This window comes from Pelagibius sp. 7325 (assembly GCF_037652055.1).
In the GTDB taxonomy this organism is placed as follows: domain Bacteria; phylum Pseudomonadota; class Alphaproteobacteria; order Kiloniellales; family Kiloniellaceae; genus Pelagibius.
Window position 1 is genome coordinate 35,132 of record NZ_JBBKAH010000008.1, and the last position, 16,482, is coordinate 51,613.

A 16,482-nucleotide genomic window follows, 5' to 3' on the forward strand; every position below is an offset into this window, starting at 1 on the left:
AGGCCCCCCATTTGCTGAGCCTGCTCACATTCGTCATCGGCGCCGCCCTGGGCGGGGCGGCCGGCGCGGGCGCGCTCTGGTACTGGCAGCGCCGGCGGCCCAGCCTGTGCCAGTCGGTCTTCGCCGCCGTGCCCAAGCCTTGGCAGGTGGTCTCGCCCGCCGGGCGCAGCATCCTGGCCAATCCGGCGCTGGAGTCCTTTTTCGGCGGCGACGAGCGGCCGATTCCCGAATTGCTCCTGGAGCAGGTCAAAAGCGACCCGGAGGCGCGCCGCCAGATCGAGCAGATCGACCAGCAGGCCCAGCGCGGGCTGCTCGGCCAGGCCGAGATCCGCGTCCCCGCCGCGGGGCCCCCGGGTGGCGGGGCCGGCCGCAGGAGCGGCTACGACTGGCGCTTCGTCGCGGCCTATCCGCTGCCCGGCTATCCCGGCTACGTCTACTGGGTGGTCGACGACATCACGCCGCGCCGCCAGATGGAACAGATCATGCGCGAGGAGCAGGAGCGCTTCGTCGACCTGCTGGAGAACGCGCCGGTCGGCTTCTACTCGGCCGATGCCGAAGGGCGCTTCCTGTTCGCCAACCACACGCTCTGCGAATGGCTGGGCCTGGCGCAGAACGACCTGGAACTGGGCCGGGTGCGCCTGCACGACGTGGTCGCCAATGTGCCGGCGGGCACGCCGTCCTACGATCCCTTCGGCCTGCCCGGGGCTTCCCAGGGCGAGGTGCTGCTGAAGGACGCCGACGGCGAGACCTTCCGCGCCTCGATCCGCCAGGACGTGGTGACCGGCGAGGACGACAGGGTGCTGCGTACCCGCTCGGTGGTGCGCGACCTCTCGCGCGAGATGGCCATGGCCGCGGCGCTGGAGGAATCCGAGCACCGCTTCGAGCAGCTCTTCGCCAAGGCGCCGGCGGGTATCGCCCTCATCGATCCCAAGGGGGCGATCCAGGAGTGCAACGACGCCCTCGGCCGTCTCATCGGACGCGAGCGCCAGGCGCTGCGCTCGGTCTCGCTGTTCGACCTGGTGGCCAAGGATGACGTCGAGGCCCTGAAGGCGGCGCTGGTGCCCACCGCGGACAAAGCGGCGAACCGCCGGGCGCTGCCGCTGGAGGTCCGCCTGGCGAGTGCCGAGGGGCCGGTCTGCACTCTCTATGTGAACCGCACCGAGGGCAGCGACGGCTCGCTCGCCGGCTTCGTGGTGCACTTCATCGATTCCACCGAGCAGAAGAACCTCGAGCGCCAGTTCGCCCAGTCGCAGAAGATGCAGGCGGTGGGTCAGCTGGCCGGCGGCATCGCCCACGACTTCAACAACCTGCTGACGGCGATGATCGGATTTTCCGATCTGCTGCTGCTGCGCCACCGGCCGGGCGACCAGTCCTTCGCCGACATCATGCAGATCAAGCAGAACGCCAACCGCGCCGCCAACCTGGTGCGCCAGCTGCTCGCATTCTCGCGCCAGCAGACGCTGCAGCCGCGCCTCCTGAACCTCACCGACATCCTGGCCGAGCTGTCGCATCTACTGCGCCGCCTCATCGGCGAGAACATCGAGCTGAAGATGAGCCACGGCCGCGACCTCGGCATGATCAAGGCCGACCAGGGCCAGCTCGAGCAGGTCATCATCAACCTGGCGGTCAACGCCCGCGACGCCATGGACGGCGGCGGCGTGCTCAACATCCGTACCGCCGGCGTGAAGGTGGAGCGCGCGCGCAAGCTGAAGGACGAGACCATGCCGCCGGGCAACTACACCGTCGTCGAGGTGACGGACACCGGCTGCGGCATTCCGGTGGAGAACCTCGACCGCATCTTCGATCCCTTCTTCTCGACCAAGGAGGTCGGTGCCGGCACCGGCCTCGGTCTCTCCACGGTCTACGGCATCGTCAAGCAGACCGGCGGCTACGTCTTCGTCGAAAGCACGCTGGGCGAGGGGACGACGTTTTCCATCTTCCTGCCCGCCGTCGCCGAGCAGGAGGTCGCCGCCACCATCCAGGAGGCCGAGGCGCAGGACCGCCGCGACCTGACCGGCGCCGGCACCCTGCTGCTGGTGGAGGACGAGGACGCCGTGCGCGCCTTCTCGGCGCGGGCCCTGCGCAACAAGGGCTACATCGTGCTGGAGGCCAATTCCGGCGAGACCGCGCTGGAGATCCTGAGCAAGCAGCAGGACCCCATCGACCTGCTGGTGACCGATGTGGTCATGCCGCGTCTCGACGGGCCCAGCCTCGTCAAGGAGGTGCGCCAGACCCGCCCGGATCTGAAGGTCATCTTCATCTCCGGTTACGCCGAGGACAGCTTCAGAAAGCGCCTCGACGAGGACACCGGCATCCACTTCCTGCCCAAGCCTTTCAGCCTCAAGCAGCTCGCCGGCAAGGTGAAGGAAGTGCTCGGCGAATAAATTGGTCAGGGAAGAACTGGGATGATCTGTGTTCTGCGCATTGGCGGCGCAACGGTTGATCCCGCTGCCGTGGTAGACGTCCTGAAGCTGGAGCCTTACCGGGTCGACACCCCCGGACAAGATGGCGCCGAGGTAGTCTGCCTGCATTATAATGTGGGGGATGAGGACAGTCCCAATGACCTCGTTTCGAAAATCGAAGAGTTTCTTTCAGGTCATGCCGAACGATTGGCGGCCCTGTCTCGCCTCGATGACGTGGAGTTTCGCATCCTCGATATCGGGCTTATGCTGGACGACAACAAGGTGATGGTTTCGATAGACTTGGGCGAAACGCTGATCCACCGGCTCTCGGAGTTCCGCCTGTCGCTCTCGGTAGCGACCTACTTGTCGGACTCTCGCTCGTAGACGTCCGTTCGGCCTCGGAAAATTCGCCGAGATGGTGAAGGAAGTGCTCGGCAACTAGCGGTTCGCGAATGTTCTCCCCTCCGGCCCCGGACATCACCAACTAGGGCAATTTGTCTCAACTTTTAGGGAATGTTCTCATTTTGATCCGCTTTTTGCTGGACGCGATGAGAACAAAGCTGGTACAGATGGGCTGCATTGCAGTCCCTCACCCCCTATGACATAAGGGAGCTCAAGCCCATGGCTCAGAACGCACTACGGTTGGTGGAGAAAGACACGGTGGACAAGAAGAAGGCGTTGGACGCGGCCCTGGGGCAGATCGAGCGGGCCTTCGGCAAGGGCTCGATCATGAAGCTCGGCGCCGACCAGGTGGTCGAGGCCGAGGTGATCTCCACCGGCTCCCTGGGGCTCGACATCGGGCTTGGCATCGGCGGGCTGCCGCGCGGGCGTGTCGTCGAGATCTACGGCCCGGAAAGCTCGGGCAAGACCACCCTGGCGCTTCACGTCGTGGCCGAGGCCCAGAAGGGCGGCGGCACCTGCGCCTTTGTCGATGCCGAGCATGCGCTGGATCCGGTCTATGCCGGCAAGCTGGGCTGCAATGTCGAGGAGCTGCTGATTTCCCAGCCGGACGCCGGCGAGCAGGCGCTGGAGATCGCCGACACCCTGGTGCGCTCCGGCGCCATCGACGTGCTGGTGATCGACTCGGTGGCGGCCCTGGTGCCGCGGGCCGAGCTGGAAGGCGAGATGGGTGATTCGCTGCCCGGCCTGCACGCGCGTCTCATGAGCCAGGCGCTGCGCAAGCTGACCGCGTCGATCTCCAAGTCCCATACCCTGGTGATCTTCATCAACCAGATCCGCATGAAGATCGGCGTCATGTTCGGCAACCCGGAGACCACCACCGGCGGCAACGCGCTGAAGTTCTATTCCTCGGTGCGTCTCGACATCCGCCGCATCGGTGCCATTAAGGACCGCGACGTCGTGGTCGGCAACCAGACCCGGGTGAAGGTGGTGAAGAACAAGATGGCGCCGCCCTTCCGTGTCGTCGAGTTCGACATCACCTACGGCCAGGGCATCTCCAAGACCGGCGAGCTGCTGGACCTCGGCGTGCAGGCCAACATCGTCGACAAGGCCGGCGCCTGGTTCTCCTACGAAGGCCAGCGCATCGGGCAGGGCCGCGAGAATGCCAAGACCTTCCTCAAGGAGAATCCGGAGATCGCCCAGCAGATCGAAGCGAAGATCCGCGCGAACGCCGGACTGGTGTCGGCAGCGATGCTGGAAGGCCCCGACGGCGAGGGAGACGAGGGGAGCGGCGAGGAAGCCGAAGCCTCCTGATCCGGCGGCACCTCACCTGAGATCTCAGGTGAGGTGGGTGCCCCAAGCCAACGAAAAAACGGGCCCGAAAGGGCCCGTTTTCTTTTTCTAAGTCAGCTACTTATGGGGCTTGTCTCAGATATTACTGGATCGATCCGTAACCGGCGGTGAATCCCGCCAGCGAGATCGGCAGGTTCAGCCCTTCGCCCTGGCCGTTGTCGACCCTCGCGACCGCCTGGGCGCCGGCCTTGAAGGCGCTGACCGCCGGTTCATTCAGCGGCACGAAAGCCGTGCAGCCGTCGCGGCGGCAGACCTGGAAGGGCACCTGGCGGATCTCCGCGCCGTCGACGCTGAGCTGCAGGCCTTGCGTCAGCGGCACGCCCAGCGGCATGGCGATCACCGCGCCGGCCTGGCGCTGGGGGCCGAAGAAGCCGATGGTGATCTTGAGGATCGGGTTCTGCGTGTTGCGGTCCGAGACCTGCTGGATGAGGAAGCAGACCTCCTGCTTGCCGGCTGGCGGCGGCGAGGCCTGCGGCGGCGGATTGGGCGTGCAGCGCCGCATCCAGTCGCCGAACTGCTGGTCCGGCGCGGCCGGCGCCTGGCCCTGCGGCGCCGGCGCGGGCTGTTGCGTCTGGGCCTGGGCGCCCGTGGTGAAACCCTGCAAGGCGGCGGCGAGAACGGCCGTCAGCGCTGCGCCGCGCAGGAGAGCGGTCAGGCCGGCGGACAGCGCCGCGGGCTTGAGGCCACGATGAAGGCTGCCGCCGGAAGGGCGGAGCGACATGTCGAAGTGAGGCATGGGGGTGAAACTAACTCCTGCGACGGGGCTTGGCTAGGCTAAGTCTGTGACCCTGCCCGGTTGCTTGTCCTGGGCCCTCACATAGGGGGCGGGACGGCAAAATGCCAGGGTCTTTCATCGTTTTTACCGCCGGGCCCTGCAGGGCCTTTCAGTGGACAGCCCCCCTGGGGCACGCTACAACGCTGCGCTTTCGCGCGCCTGGCGCGCCCCGCAATCCGCGGGGACCGCGGGCCGCCGCTAGAAATTAGAAGGGTTCCAGCTTGCGATGCAAGCTAAGGGATAATATCTACTAATCATGACGACCGGTAATGACATCCGCTCAGCCTTCCTGAGCTACTTCGAGCGCAACGGCCACGAGGTCGTCAGCTCCTCGCCGCTGGTGCCGCGCAACGATCCGACGCTGCTGTTCACCAACGCCGGCATGGTGCAGTTCAAGAACGTCTTCACCGGCAACGAAAAGCGGCCCTACGACCGCGCTGCGACCTCGCAGAAGTGCGTGCGCGCCGGCGGCAAGCACAACGACCTGGAAAACGTCGGCTATACCGCGCGCCACCACACCTTCTTCGAGATGCTGGGGAACTTCTCCTTCGGCGACTATTTCAAGGACCGCGCCATCGAGCTGGCGTGGAACCTGGTGACCAAGGAGTTCGGCCTGAACAAGGACCGCCTGCTGGTCACGGTCTATTCCGAGGACGACGAGGCCGCCGCGCTGTGGAAGAAGATCGCCGGCCTGCCCGAGGAGCGCATCATCCGCATCGCCACCTCGGACAACTTCTGGGCCATGGGCGACACCGGCCCCTGCGGGCCCTGCTCGGAGATCTTCTACGACCACGGCGCGCACATCCCCGGCGGCCCGCCGGGCAGCCCCGACGAGGACGGCGACCGCTTCATCGAGATCTGGAATCTCGTCTTCATGCAGTTCGAGCAGATCGACAAGGAAACGCGGCGCGACCTGCCGCGCCCGTCGATCGACACCGGCATGGGCCTGGAGCGCATCGCCGCGGTGCTGCAGGGCAAGCACGACAACTACGACACCGACCTGCTGCGCGCCATCATCGAGGCCTCGGCGGAGGCCTCCGGCCAGCCGGCCGACGGCGAGCACGCGGTCTCCCACCGGGTCATCGCCGATCATCTGCGCGCCAGCGCTTTCCTCATCGCCGACGGCGTGCTGCCGTCCAACGAGGGGCGCGGCTACGTGCTGCGCCGGATCATGCGCCGCGGCATGCGCCACGCCCACAAGCTGGGCTGCAAGGACCCGCTGATGTGGCGCCTGGTGCCGACCCTCACCGGCATGATGGGCGCGGCCTTTCCGGAGCTGAACCGCGCCTCCGCGCTGGTCACCGAAACCCTGAAGCTGGAAGAAGGCCGCTTCAAGGATACCCTCGGCCGCGGCCTGAAGCTGCTGGAGGAAGAGACCGGCAGGCTCGGCGGCAGCCAGGCGCTGCCCGGCGAGGTCGCCTTCAAGCTTTACGACACCTATGGCTTTCCGCTCGATCTGACGCAGGACATCCTGCGCGGCCAGGGCCGCGGCGTCGACACCGCCGGCTTCGATGAGGCCATGGCGCGCCAGCGCGCGGCCGCGCGCAAGGCGTGGTCGGGCTCCGGCGAGGCGGCCACCGAATCCTTGTGGTTCGAGCTGCGCGAGCGCCTGGGCGCCACCGAGTTCCTCGGCTACGACGCCGAGGAGGCGGAGGGCCAGATCGTCGCCCTGGTGGTGGACGGCAAGGAGGTCCAGCAGGCCAAGGCCGGCGACGAGGTCCAGCTGGTCACCAACCAGACCCCGTTCTACGGCGAGTCCGGCGGCCAGCAGGGCGACCACGGTGCGGTGTTCAGCGCCGGGGGCGGCGAGATGGAAGTGCAAGACACCCAGAAGAAGCTGGGCGACCTGCATGTTCATATCGGCAAGCTGACCCATGGCAGCCTGAAGGTCGGCCAGGCGGTGGAGATGCGCGTCGACGGGCGCCGCCGCGCCGCGCTGCGCGCGCACCACTCGGCAACCCACCTGCTGCACGAGGCCCTGCGCCGGCGCCTGGGCGAGCACGTCACCCAGAAGGGATCCTTGGTCGCCGAGGACCGCCTGCGCTTCGACATCAGCCATCCCAAGCCGCTGACCCCGGAAGATGTCCACGCCGTCGAGGCGGAGGTGAACGACCGCATCCGCAAGAATGCCGCGGTTGAGACCCGCTTCATGACCACGGACGAGGCGATCGAGGCCGGCGCCCTTGCTCTGTTCGGCGAGAAGTACGGCGACGAGGTGCGCGTGCTGTCGATGGGCGGCAGCGATCCCACCAAGGGCGGCAAGCCCTATTCGACCGAGCTGTGCGGCGGCACCCACGTGCGCCGTACCGGCGACATCGGCTTCTTCAAGTTGACCGGTGAGACCGCGCTGGCGGCCGGCGTGCGCCGCATCGAAGCGGTGGTCGGCGAGGCGGCGCGCCGCTACGTCGAGCACCAGGAAGAGCTGCTGCGCGATGCCGCCTCGGCGCTGAAGGTGTCGCCCGACCAGTTGCCCGGGCGCCTCTCGGCGCTGCTCGACGAGCGCAAGCGCCTGGAGCGCGAGATGGGCGAGCTGCGGCGCAAGCTGGCGAGCGGCGGTGGCGGCAACGGCGAAGCAGAGACCTTCCGCGAGGTCGCCGGCCTGAAGTTCGCCGCCAAGGTGCTGGACGGCATTCCGGCCAAGGACTTGAAGCCGCTGGCCGACGACCTGAAGAAGAAGATCGGCAGCGGCGTCGTCGTGCTGATCGCGGTGAACGACGGCAAGGCTTCCCTGGTCGTCGGCGTGACCGAGGACGCCACCGGCAAGGCGAGCGCCGTCGACCTGGTGAAGGTCGGCTCCGACGCGCTGGGCGGCAAGGGCGGCGGCGGCCGTCCCGACATGGCCCAGGCCGGCGGCCCCGACGGCGCCGCGGCGCCGCAGGCCATCGCCGCGATCGAAGCAGCGCTGGCGGCTTCGTCGTAAGCCCTGGGCCGCGCTGGCCGCCTCGTAAGAACCGCGCGTAAGTGAAAAAGAAAACGGGCCGCGCTTTCGCGCGGCCCGTTTCGTTTGCTCTGCCCTGAAGGCGCCGCTTCAGTTCTTGATGTCGGCCTCGACCTTCAGCGAAATGATCTTGTCGGGGTCGCGCACCGTGCCGCTCTGGTCGCCGCGCGGCGCCTTCTTGATCTGGTCGACGTACTCCATGCCTTCGATGACGCGGCCCCAGACGGTGTACTGCTTGTCGAGGAAGCGCGCCGGCGCGAAGGTGATGAAGAACTGGCTGTTGGCGCTGTTGGGGTCCTGGGTGCGCGCCATGCCGATGACGCCGCGCTCGAAGGGCTCGGCGGAGAACTCGGCCGGCAGGTCGGGCAGGTCGGAGCCGCCGCGCCCGGTGCCGGTCGGGTCACCGGTCTGCGCCATGAAGCCTTCCATGACACGGTGGAACACGATGCCGTCGTAAAAGCCCTGGCGCGTCAGCGTCTTGATGCGTTCGACGTGCTGTGGGGCGAGGTCCGGCAGCATCTCGATCTTCACGATGCCGTCTTTCAGCTCCATGACCAGGACGTTCTCGGGATCCGGCGCGGCGCCGGCATCGCTGGTTTGAATCGTCATGGCTAGTAATCCAATTGCAATGAGAGAAAACAGGGACTTCATGCGAAGAACTCCCTTGTATTGGGGGTGAGGGTCAGCACCTGGGCACGCTCAGCCCATGGCCTTCTGCAGGTTTTTGTCCAGCTTTTCCATGAACTCGTCGGTGGTCATCCACTTCTGGTCCGGGCTGATCAGCAGCGCCAGATCCTTGGTCATGTGGCCGTCCTCGACGGTCTGGATGCAGACCTTCTCCAGCGTCTCGGCGAACTTCACCACCTCCGGCGTGCCGTCGAACTCGCCGCGGAAGTGCAGGCCGCGGGTCCAGGCGAAGATCGAGGCGATCGGGTTGGTCGAGGTCGGCTTGCCCTGCTGGTGCAGGCGGTAGTGGCGCGTCACCGTGCCGTGCGCCGCCTCGGCCTCGACGGTCTTGCCGTCGGGCGTCATCAGCACCGAGGTCATCAGGCCCAGCGAGCCGAAGCCCTGCGCCACGGTGTCGGACTGCACGTCGCCGTCGTAGTTCTTGCAAGCCCAGACGTAGCCGCCGGACCACTTCATCGCGGCCGCCACCATGTCGTCGATCAGGCGGTGCTCGTAGTGGATGCCCTTGGCCTCGAAGGCCTTCTTGAAGTCCTTGTCGTAGACTTCCTGGAAGATGTCCTTGAAGCGCCCGTCGTAGACCTTGAGGATGGTGTTCTTGGTCGAGAGGTAGACCGGCCAGCCGAGATTGAGGCCGTAGTTCAGGCACGCGCTGGCAAAGCCGCGGATCGACTCGTCCAGGTTGTACATGCCCATGGCGACGCCGGCTTCGGGGAAGTCGAAGATGTCGTAGCTGGTCGCCTTGCCGCCGTCGGCCGGCTGGAAGGTCATGGTCAGCTTGCCGGGGCCGGGCACCTTGAAGTCGGTGGCGCGGTACTGGTCGCCGAAGGCATGGCGGCCGATGACGATGGGCTGGGTCCAGCCGGGCACCAGGCGCGGCACGTTGCTGATGATGATCGGCTGGCGGAAGATGGTGCCGCCGATGATGTTGCGCAGGGTGCCGTTGGGCGAGCGCCACATCTTCTTGAGGCCGAATTCCTCGACGCGGCCCTCGTCCGGGGTGATGGTCGCGCACTTCACGCCGACACGGTACTTCTTGATCGCCTCGGCGGCGTCGACGGTGATCTGGTCCTCGGTCTCGTCGCGCTTTTCGACCGAGAGGTCGTAGTACTTCAGGTCGACGTCAAGGTAGGGGAGAATCAGCGTGTCCTTGATTTTCGCCCAGATGATGCGAGTCATCTCGTCGCCATCGAGCTCGACAATCGGGTCCTTGACCTTGATTTTCCCCATATTTTTCCTCCGGGAGTGCTGACCAGGACGGCCGGGACTGCATGTCCGCGGCCGGATTTTGCGGCGCAAGATAGCAGGCTGCCCGCTCTGCGCAAGATCGGCTGCGCAAGCGCGATGGGCCTACATGCGCTCGATCTTGTCGGGCAGGCTGGGGCGCGGGGCGTTGGCGGCGGCTTCCAGCACCTGGTCGACGCGCTCGACCACATGGAACAGCCCGGCACTGCCGCCGCGCAGGTAGCCCTCGGCGGTCTGATGCTCGACAAGGCGCAGCAGCGGGTCCCAGAACCCTTCCAGGTTGACGAAGATGATCGGCTTGTCGTGCAGCTTCAGCTGGCGCCAGGTGATGATCTCGAAGGCCTCGTCCAGGGTGCCGAGGCCGCCGGGCAGGGCGCAGAAGGCGTCGGAGCGCTCGGCCATCAGCTGCTTGCGGGCATGCATCGAATCGACCACCAGGTACTCCGTGGCGCTGCGGTTGCCGGCCTCCAGGTCCTCCAGGTGCTGCGGGATGATGCCGACGACCCGCCCGCCGGCTGCCTGGGCCCCCGCGGCGACCGCCCCCATCATGCCGACGCGCCCGCCGCCGTAGACGATGTCGACCGCGGCGCGGGCGGCCAGCGTGCCCAGTTCCCGGGCGGCTTCCAGGTGGCTGGGGCGGACCTGGCTGGAGGAGCCGCAATAGACGCAGAGCGCTCGGATGGTCATGTTCACAAACTCGTTACCGGCAGGTCCCTGAACAGGACGTCATTGAATTCACACACCCATTCAGTAGTCTGGGGGCGCGTCACTTCTCGTGATCGCCTTGTAGCACAGGCCTGTCACTCCCATCCAGATCAGGTCGCCTCGGGGCTAGGTCCGAATGCCGCTCGGATTGGCGCGCTGAGAAACCAACAAACGCTATGCCCGCGTGCTGACCGCACAGCGGGCGTAAACAAGGAAGGAGCGGGTCATATGAAAAGCAAGAGCATCCTCAAGGCCGCGGGCGTCGTCGCGGTTGCTGCCGGTGTTGTCGTCGGGGCGAACTCGCTGGGCATCGCCGCCCAGGGCAACCTGGTGCAGCTTGCCGACGCGGCGCAGATGGCGGCCGTGAAGGAGCGCCAGGAACTCATGAAGTCGATCGGCGGCAACATGAAGACCCTCACCGAGTACGTGAAGGGAGAGGGTGGACACACCGCCGACGCCGCGGAGACGGCGGCGATGAAGATCAACGAGCTCGCCGGACAGATTCCTGCCGCCTTCGAGACCGAGGCGAGCCTTTCCGAAATGGACGCGGTCGGCAAGAACCGCGGCAAGCCGGAAATCTGGCTGATGTGGGACGCGTTCGTCGAGGACGCCAAGATCCTCGAGACCAAGAGCGCCGACCTGGCGGGCGTCATCAAGGGCGGCGACATGGCGGCCGTGCAGGCCGCTTTCGGCGATATGGGCAAGAACGGCTGCGGCGGGTGCCACGAAGACTTCCGCGGCCCGAAGGTCGAGTAGCCCGCGGGGTGCTCAACGGCACGGGATTGCGCTTTCTGAAATGGCAGTGGGGGCGGGCGGCGAGGCCCGCCCTGCTGCCGGCCGTCCTTGCCGCCGTGCTGCTGCTGCTCGCCGTGCCCCACGGTGTCGCCCAACAGGACGGCAGCGCGGCCGAGGCGGCGCCGCTGGAGGACCCGGCGGTCGAACGCGGCCGCTACGTCTTCCAGGCCGCCGGCTGTCTCGGCTGCCACACCGACAGCAAAGGGGGCGGCGCGCCGCTGGCCGGCGGGCGGGCCCTGGTCACGCCGTTCGGCACCTTCATCACGCCCAACATCACGCCGGACCCGGCGACGGGCATCGGCGCCTGGCGCGTGGCCGATCTGGCGCGCGCGCTGCGCGACGGCACTTCGCCCGACGGCGATCCCTACTATCCGGCGTTTCCCTATCCCTCCTACGCCGGCATGACCGACCAGGACATTGCCGACCTCTACGCCTATCTCATGGCGCAGCCGGCGGTGACGCAGAGTAATCGCGACCACGATCTCGGCTTTCCCTTCAACCTGCGCTTCACCCTCGGCATCTGGCAGGCGCTCTACCATGACAGCGCCGCCTTCACGCCCGAGGCGGGCAGGGATGCAACGTGGAACCGCGGCGCCTACCTGGTGCGGCACCTCGGCCACTGCGGCGAGTGCCATTCGCCGCGCGGCTTTCTCGGCGCGGTGGACACCAGCCGCGAACTCGCCGGCAATCCGCAGGGTCCCGAGGGGGGCAAGATACCTAACCTCACGCCGGGCCCCGGCGGGCTCGGTGACTGGAGCGAATCGGACATCGCCTATGCGTTGAAATCCGGGATTACGCCCGATGGCGACTTCCTCGGAGAGGCAATGGGCGAGGTGATCGAAAACTCCACGGGCAAGCTGACGGACCAGGATCTGGCCGCAATTGCCAACTATCTCAAGAGTTTACCGGCTCTAGCCACGCCCTGAGGCCGCACGGCCTGCCATTGCGCCCGCGCCGCCCGCGTACTAGGGTTTCTGGCTTGGGGGTGCGGAGGCTAGGTGATTTGCAAAGGGTTCTGATCGCAATCGGTGCGGCCGCCGTTATGGGGGCGGCCCTGTTGGCGTTCTTCCTGCTCGGCGGTGATGAGTCGGAAACGGAACGGCTCGCCGCCACCACGCCCGCCGCGCCGGCCGCCGACAGCACATCTCCCGCGCCGCCGGCGCCACCCGCCGCCGGCGACAGCGGCGCCGACAGCGGGCGTCCGGTCATCCAAGTCATGCCGCGCAAGGCGGAGCCGAACGCAACCCCGGACAATACGGCGGCCGCGTCGGACCCGGCGGGCGCGCCGCAGGACGAGGCGCCCAGCTTCGACGTCGTGCGCATCGAAAAGACCGGCGAGACGGTGATCGCCGGGCGCGCGGCACCTGACAGCGAGGTGACGGTGAGCACTGAGGACGGTACCGCCATCGGCACCGCGAGGGCCGATGCCAGCGGCAGTTGGGCCATCGTCGCCGACAAGCCGCTGGCGCCGGGCAGCCATGAGATCGGCATCGCCGCCCAGGGCGTCGAAGGCGAGGCGCGCCTGTCGGATGAAGTCGTCGTGGTCGTGGTGCCGGAGCCTGCGGCCGCCGCGCCCCGGTCTGCGCTGCCCCAGTCTGCTTTGCCCGAGACTGGGCAATCGCCCTCCCAGGCCGCCGCAGCGGACGCGTCGGCGCAGCCGCAGCAGCAGGTGCTGGCGGTGCTGACGCCGCGCGACGGCGGCGCCAGCAAGGTGCTGCCGCAGGAGGAGGACGGCATCGCCCAGGGCGACCTCGTGCTCGACAGCGTCGACTATGACGAGAACGGGCAGGCGGTCATCGGTGGCCGCGCGGCACCGGGCAGCCGCATGCTGCTGTATCTCAACAACAAGCTGGTCGGCGACACCGTCGCCGGCCCCGAAGGCCGCTGGAGCCACGCGCCGCAGGAGCCCGTGGCCGAAGGCCTGCACGCCCTGCGCGTCGACCAGGTGGACGGCGGCGGCAGCGTCACCGCCCGCGTGGAGACGCCGTTCTCGCGCGAGGCGGCGCGGGTGCCGGTGGCGGGGGAGGAAATCGTCATCGTCCAGCCGGGCAACTCGCTGTGGCGCATCGCGCGGCGCACCTATGGGCGGGGGCTGCAATACTCGGTGATCTATCAGGCCAACCGCGAACAGATCCGCGATCCGGACCTGATCTATCCCGGCCAGGTCTTCGAGATTCCCAAGATCAACTGACGCTGATTTTCACAAGCGACGCACGCCGCGACAGGCGGATCAGGCTTTGGCGGGCGCGGGTTCGGCGTCGTCGCTCGACTGCGGCGGGCTGCGCCGGATGGCGACGGCCTCGCCCAGCAGGTCGAGATAGGGCTTGAAGTCGAGGATCAGGCTGACGGCGGTGGCGATGACGCTCACCGGCGTGCGCGGGCTCGGTGGGGTCAGTTCGCCTTCCAGCACCATGTCCTGCTCCGCCGTCAGCAGAATGTGGCCGCGGCGCAGGCGGTCGGTGGCGGCGATGACGGTTCGGGCCAGCCGCCGGGCTTCCGGAGACTCGGCGCTGAACGGCAGCTTGCCCAGGTTGGCCCGCACGCGCAGCGGCGCCGCATGGTTGTCCAGATGGGCCTCGAATCCGATGCCGCAGGCGCTGAAACGGAAGAAGAGCGGGCGGTCTTCATCGCTGCGGCGGATGTGGCCGTCGTCGCCCAGGGCGACGCTTCCAACCTCCAGAGGCAGTGTGGCGCTGGCGACCTGCTGCACGGCCGACTTGCCGGAGCCCGCCGCGCCCGCTGAATCACTCGCCTCGATGCCCTTGTCGTCCAAAGGCTTAGCTCCCCTAGGAATAATGACACGTTGAGTAGCACGCGAGCTTTTAAGGTTCGGTAAAGTACCATTCTCAGGCGATTTTTCGACTGCTTGCCCTGCCGCCGCGTGTTTTAGTAGGGATTGAGCGATTCGCCGCAACTGACAGGAAATCCGCGTGTTTCGAAGCGTTATCGTGCCGATCCACCGGGCCGGCTGGCCCTTCATCGGAATCGCCCTGGCGGCCGCTGTGCTGCTCGGGTTGCTGTGGGAGCCGCTGTTCTGGCTCGGCCTGCTGGCCGCGGCCTACTGTGCCTATTTTTTCCGCAATCCGCCGCGGGTCACCCCGACGCGAGTCGGCCTCGTCATCGCGCCGGCCGACGGCATGGTGATGCCGATCGAACGCGCGGTGCCGCCGCCGGAGTTGGAGCTGGGCGACCAGCCGCTCACCCGCATCTCGATCTTCCTCAATATCTTCAATGTGCACATCAACCGGGTACCGCTGGACGGCACCATCACGGCGCTGTCTTACCGACCCGGCAAGTTCGTCAACGCCGCCCTCGATAAGGCTTCGGAAGACAACGAACGGATGGCCTTGAAGGTGACCACTTACGACGGCGTCGACCTCGGTTTCGTGCAGATCGCCGGCCTGGTGGCGCGGCGCATCGTCTGCCACGCGAAGCTGGGCGAGCCGGTGCGCGCCGGGCAGGTCTTCGGGCTCATCCGCTTCGGCAGCCGTATGGACGTCTACCTGCCCGAAGGCGTCCATCCGCTGGTGGTGCCCTATCAGACCGCCGTCGCCGGTGAGACGGTGATCGCGGACCTGCAATCCGACGAGACCGCCCGGCAGGGCGAGGAACGTTAGGAAGGAGGTTCCACATGGCGCGCTTCCGCCGCCGCCGGGTGACGGCGCTGTCCATCAATCGGTTGATTCCCAATGCCTTGACCCTGCTGGCACTGTGCTCCGGCCTGACGGCGATCCGCTTTGCGCTGCAGGACCGCTGGGAGGTCGCGGTGGTGGCGGTGCTTGTGGCCATGCTGTTTGACGCCCTCGACGGGCGCATCGCGCGCCTGATGGGGGCAACCAGCGAGTTGGGCGCCCAGCTCGACTCGCTGTCCGATGTCATCGCTTTCGGCGTCACGCCGGCCATTTTGATTTATCTCTGGACGCTGTCGGATGCCGGCGGCATCGGCTGGGCCGCTTGCCTGGTCTACGCCGCCTGCTGCGCCCTGCGCCTGGCGCGCTTCAACACCGCGCTGGGGGAGGAGAACCCGACACCACTGGCCTCGCGCTATTTCGTCGGCGTGCCGGCGCCGGCCGCCGCCGGGCTCGCGATGCTGCCGCTGATCATGAGCTTCGTGTTCGGCGACAGCCTGGTGCGCAGCGATTTCCTGAACGCGATCACCCTGCTGGCGGTGGCCTTGCTGATGGTCAGCCGGGTGCCGACCTTCTCGGCCAAGAAGCTGAGGCTGCGCGCGCCGGCCCGGCTCTTCGTGCTGATCGGGCTGGTGCTGTTCATCGCCCTGCTGATCAGCGAGACCTGGGTGACGGTGACGCTGATCACCGTGATTTACCTCCTCAGCATTCCCTTCTCGGTGCTGCAACACCGCCGCGATCTGCGCGCCGGAGTCGCGGAGACGCCCGACGATCCGGTGTTGCCGGAAGACGAAATCTAGCAGCCTGCCAGCGGCGGCGCGTCGTTGTCCCCGCGAAAGGCAAATACCTGCCAAAGTTAAGCAATCTTGGGTTGAGAAGCCTTCCCGCGGTCGGGGGTGGTTCCCGTTAACCCCGCGGTGCTAGGCTTTTCGGTGTACGCGTTTTGATTGTTGGGACGGCGGATGAAGATTTCCGATTCGCACCAAATTCCTCACCGGCGCCTCAGGCCGTTCTACGAATTCTGGAACCAGCAGCGCGCCCGGCGGTCCTGGCCGCGGCGCGAAGAGATCACGCTGGACGTGTTGCGCAGCGCCGCGGCCAACACGGCTTTTTGCCGCATCGACCGGCCCTATCGGGATCTCGATTCCCTGCGTTTCGTGAATGTCGGCACCGCCGTCGAGCAGGCGACGGGGCAGCATCTCACCGGCATGACCGTCGGCGAGCTGCTGCGGGGTGTCGGCAGCTCGCCGGACTTCACCTTTTGCTTTTCCGAGTACGGCCTGGCCGCGCGCGAGGGCTGCTGCACCTACAACGAAGGACGCTTCCCCTGGCCGAACCACAGCTGGCTGGCCTATCGGCGTCTGGTCATGCCGCTCGGCGCCGGCGACCAGCCCGAGGCATTGTTCGTCGTCATCGACCTGAATGCGATCGGCCTGGGGCTCGCGCTGCCGGAAACGCTGCGCGGCTTCGACCATTCTGATACCGCCCCCGCGCAGCCCTGGAGCGTGCCGGCGCTGAAGCTCCAGCCCGGCGCCGGTGGCGCGCCGCGCTGACAGG

15 protein-coding genes are annotated in these 16,482 nt (G+C 67.2%); 10 read left to right on the top strand and 5 right to left on the bottom strand.

What is annotated here, in order from left to right:
* The first annotated feature begins 11 nt into the window (after positions 1–11).
* The 3 genes from WDC82_RS17440 to recA all read left to right on the top strand — a co-directional run bounded on the left by WDC82_RS17440 (position 12) and on the right by recA (position 4,115).
* The gene (locus WDC82_RS17440; protein ID WP_340118648.1) at positions 12–2,384 is read left to right on the top strand and encodes a PAS domain S-box protein; all 2,373 of its coding nucleotides are present in this window, start codon (positions 12–14) and stop codon (positions 2,382–2,384) included.
* 21 nt (positions 2,385–2,405) lie between these two features.
* Positions 2,406–2,786, top strand: a complete 381-nt coding sequence (locus WDC82_RS17445; protein WP_340118649.1) for a hypothetical protein — start codon at positions 2,406–2,408, stop codon at positions 2,784–2,786.
* A gap of 237 nt (positions 2,787–3,023) precedes the next feature.
* Complete coding sequence (gene recA / locus WDC82_RS17450) at positions 3,024–4,115, top strand: recombinase RecA (protein WP_340118650.1); 1,092 nt, start codon at positions 3,024–3,026, stop codon at positions 4,113–4,115.
* A 121-nt stretch (positions 4,116–4,236) separates the two neighbouring features.
* Here the strand turns inward: recA and WDC82_RS17455 are convergent, their stop codons facing one another.
* Positions 4,237–4,890 (bottom strand): invasion associated locus B family protein, encoded by a 654-nt coding sequence (locus tag WDC82_RS17455; RefSeq protein WP_340118651.1) that lies wholly within the window; start codon positions 4,888–4,890, stop codon positions 4,237–4,239.
* 295 nt (positions 4,891–5,185) lie between these two features.
* Between WDC82_RS17455 and alaS the strand changes: the two genes are divergently transcribed.
* The gene (gene alaS / locus WDC82_RS17460; RefSeq protein WP_340118652.1) at positions 5,186–7,849 is read left to right on the top strand and encodes an alanine--tRNA ligase; all 2,664 of its coding nucleotides are present in this window, start codon (positions 5,186–5,188) and stop codon (positions 7,847–7,849) included.
* Positions 7,850–7,957: 108 nt separating this feature from the next.
* Here the strand turns inward: alaS and WDC82_RS17465 are convergent, their stop codons facing one another.
* From WDC82_RS17465 to WDC82_RS17475, 3 genes are all read right to left on the bottom strand, one after another.
* Positions 7,958–8,476: a peptidylprolyl isomerase gene (locus WDC82_RS17465; protein ID WP_340118653.1), complete on the bottom strand. Its 519-nt coding sequence runs from the start codon at positions 8,474–8,476 to the stop codon at positions 7,958–7,960.
* Positions 8,477–8,566: 90 nt separating this feature from the next.
* Entirely contained in the window at positions 8,567–9,781 is a 1,215-nt protein-coding gene (locus WDC82_RS17470) for an NADP-dependent isocitrate dehydrogenase (RefSeq protein WP_340118654.1), read from the bottom strand.
* Positions 9,782–9,901: 120 nt separating this feature from the next.
* A complete protein-coding gene (locus WDC82_RS17475) occupies positions 9,902–10,483 on the bottom strand; it encodes a TIGR00730 family Rossman fold protein (RefSeq protein ID WP_340118655.1) in 582 nt (193 codons plus the stop codon).
* Positions 10,484–10,729: 246 nt separating this feature from the next.
* On the opposite strand from WDC82_RS17475, the gene WDC82_RS17480 reads away from it, so the two are divergent.
* The 3 genes from WDC82_RS17480 to WDC82_RS17490 all read left to right on the top strand — a co-directional run bounded on the left by WDC82_RS17480 (position 10,730) and on the right by WDC82_RS17490 (position 13,487).
* A complete protein-coding gene (locus WDC82_RS17480) occupies positions 10,730–11,257 on the top strand; it encodes a cytochrome c (protein WP_340118656.1) in 528 nt (175 codons plus the stop codon).
* An 8-nt stretch (positions 11,258–11,265) separates the two neighbouring features.
* On the top strand, positions 11,266–12,222 hold the full coding sequence (locus WDC82_RS17485; protein ID WP_340118657.1) for a cytochrome c: 957 nt from the start codon (positions 11,266–11,268) through the stop codon (positions 12,220–12,222).
* A 131-nt stretch (positions 12,223–12,353) separates the two neighbouring features.
* A complete protein-coding gene (locus tag WDC82_RS17490) occupies positions 12,354–13,487 on the top strand; it encodes an Ig-like domain-containing protein (protein WP_340118658.1) in 1,134 nt (377 codons plus the stop codon).
* A gap of 39 nt (positions 13,488–13,526) precedes the next feature.
* Here WDC82_RS17490 and WDC82_RS17495 read toward each other — a convergent pair whose 3' ends face one another.
* On the bottom strand, positions 13,527–14,069 hold the full coding sequence (locus WDC82_RS17495; protein ID WP_340118659.1) for a hypothetical protein: 543 nt from the start codon (positions 14,067–14,069) through the stop codon (positions 13,527–13,529).
* A 151-nt stretch (positions 14,070–14,220) separates the two neighbouring features.
* Between WDC82_RS17495 and WDC82_RS17500 the strand changes: the two genes are divergently transcribed.
* From WDC82_RS17500 to WDC82_RS17510, 3 genes are all read left to right on the top strand, one after another.
* Complete coding sequence (locus WDC82_RS17500) at positions 14,221–14,913, top strand: phosphatidylserine decarboxylase (RefSeq protein WP_340118843.1); 693 nt, start codon at positions 14,221–14,223, stop codon at positions 14,911–14,913.
* Between the two features lie 14 nt (positions 14,914–14,927).
* Positions 14,928–15,725 (top strand): CDP-diacylglycerol--serine O-phosphatidyltransferase, encoded by a 798-nt coding sequence (gene pssA / locus WDC82_RS17505; RefSeq protein WP_340118660.1) that lies wholly within the window; start codon positions 14,928–14,930, stop codon positions 15,723–15,725.
* Between the two features lie 162 nt (positions 15,726–15,887).
* Positions 15,888–16,478 carry a hypothetical protein gene (locus WDC82_RS17510; protein ID WP_340118661.1) on the top strand — a complete coding sequence of 197 codons (591 nt, stop codon included), beginning with the start codon at positions 15,888–15,890 and terminating at the stop codon, positions 16,476–16,478.
* Positions 16,479–16,482: the final 4 nt, after the last annotated feature.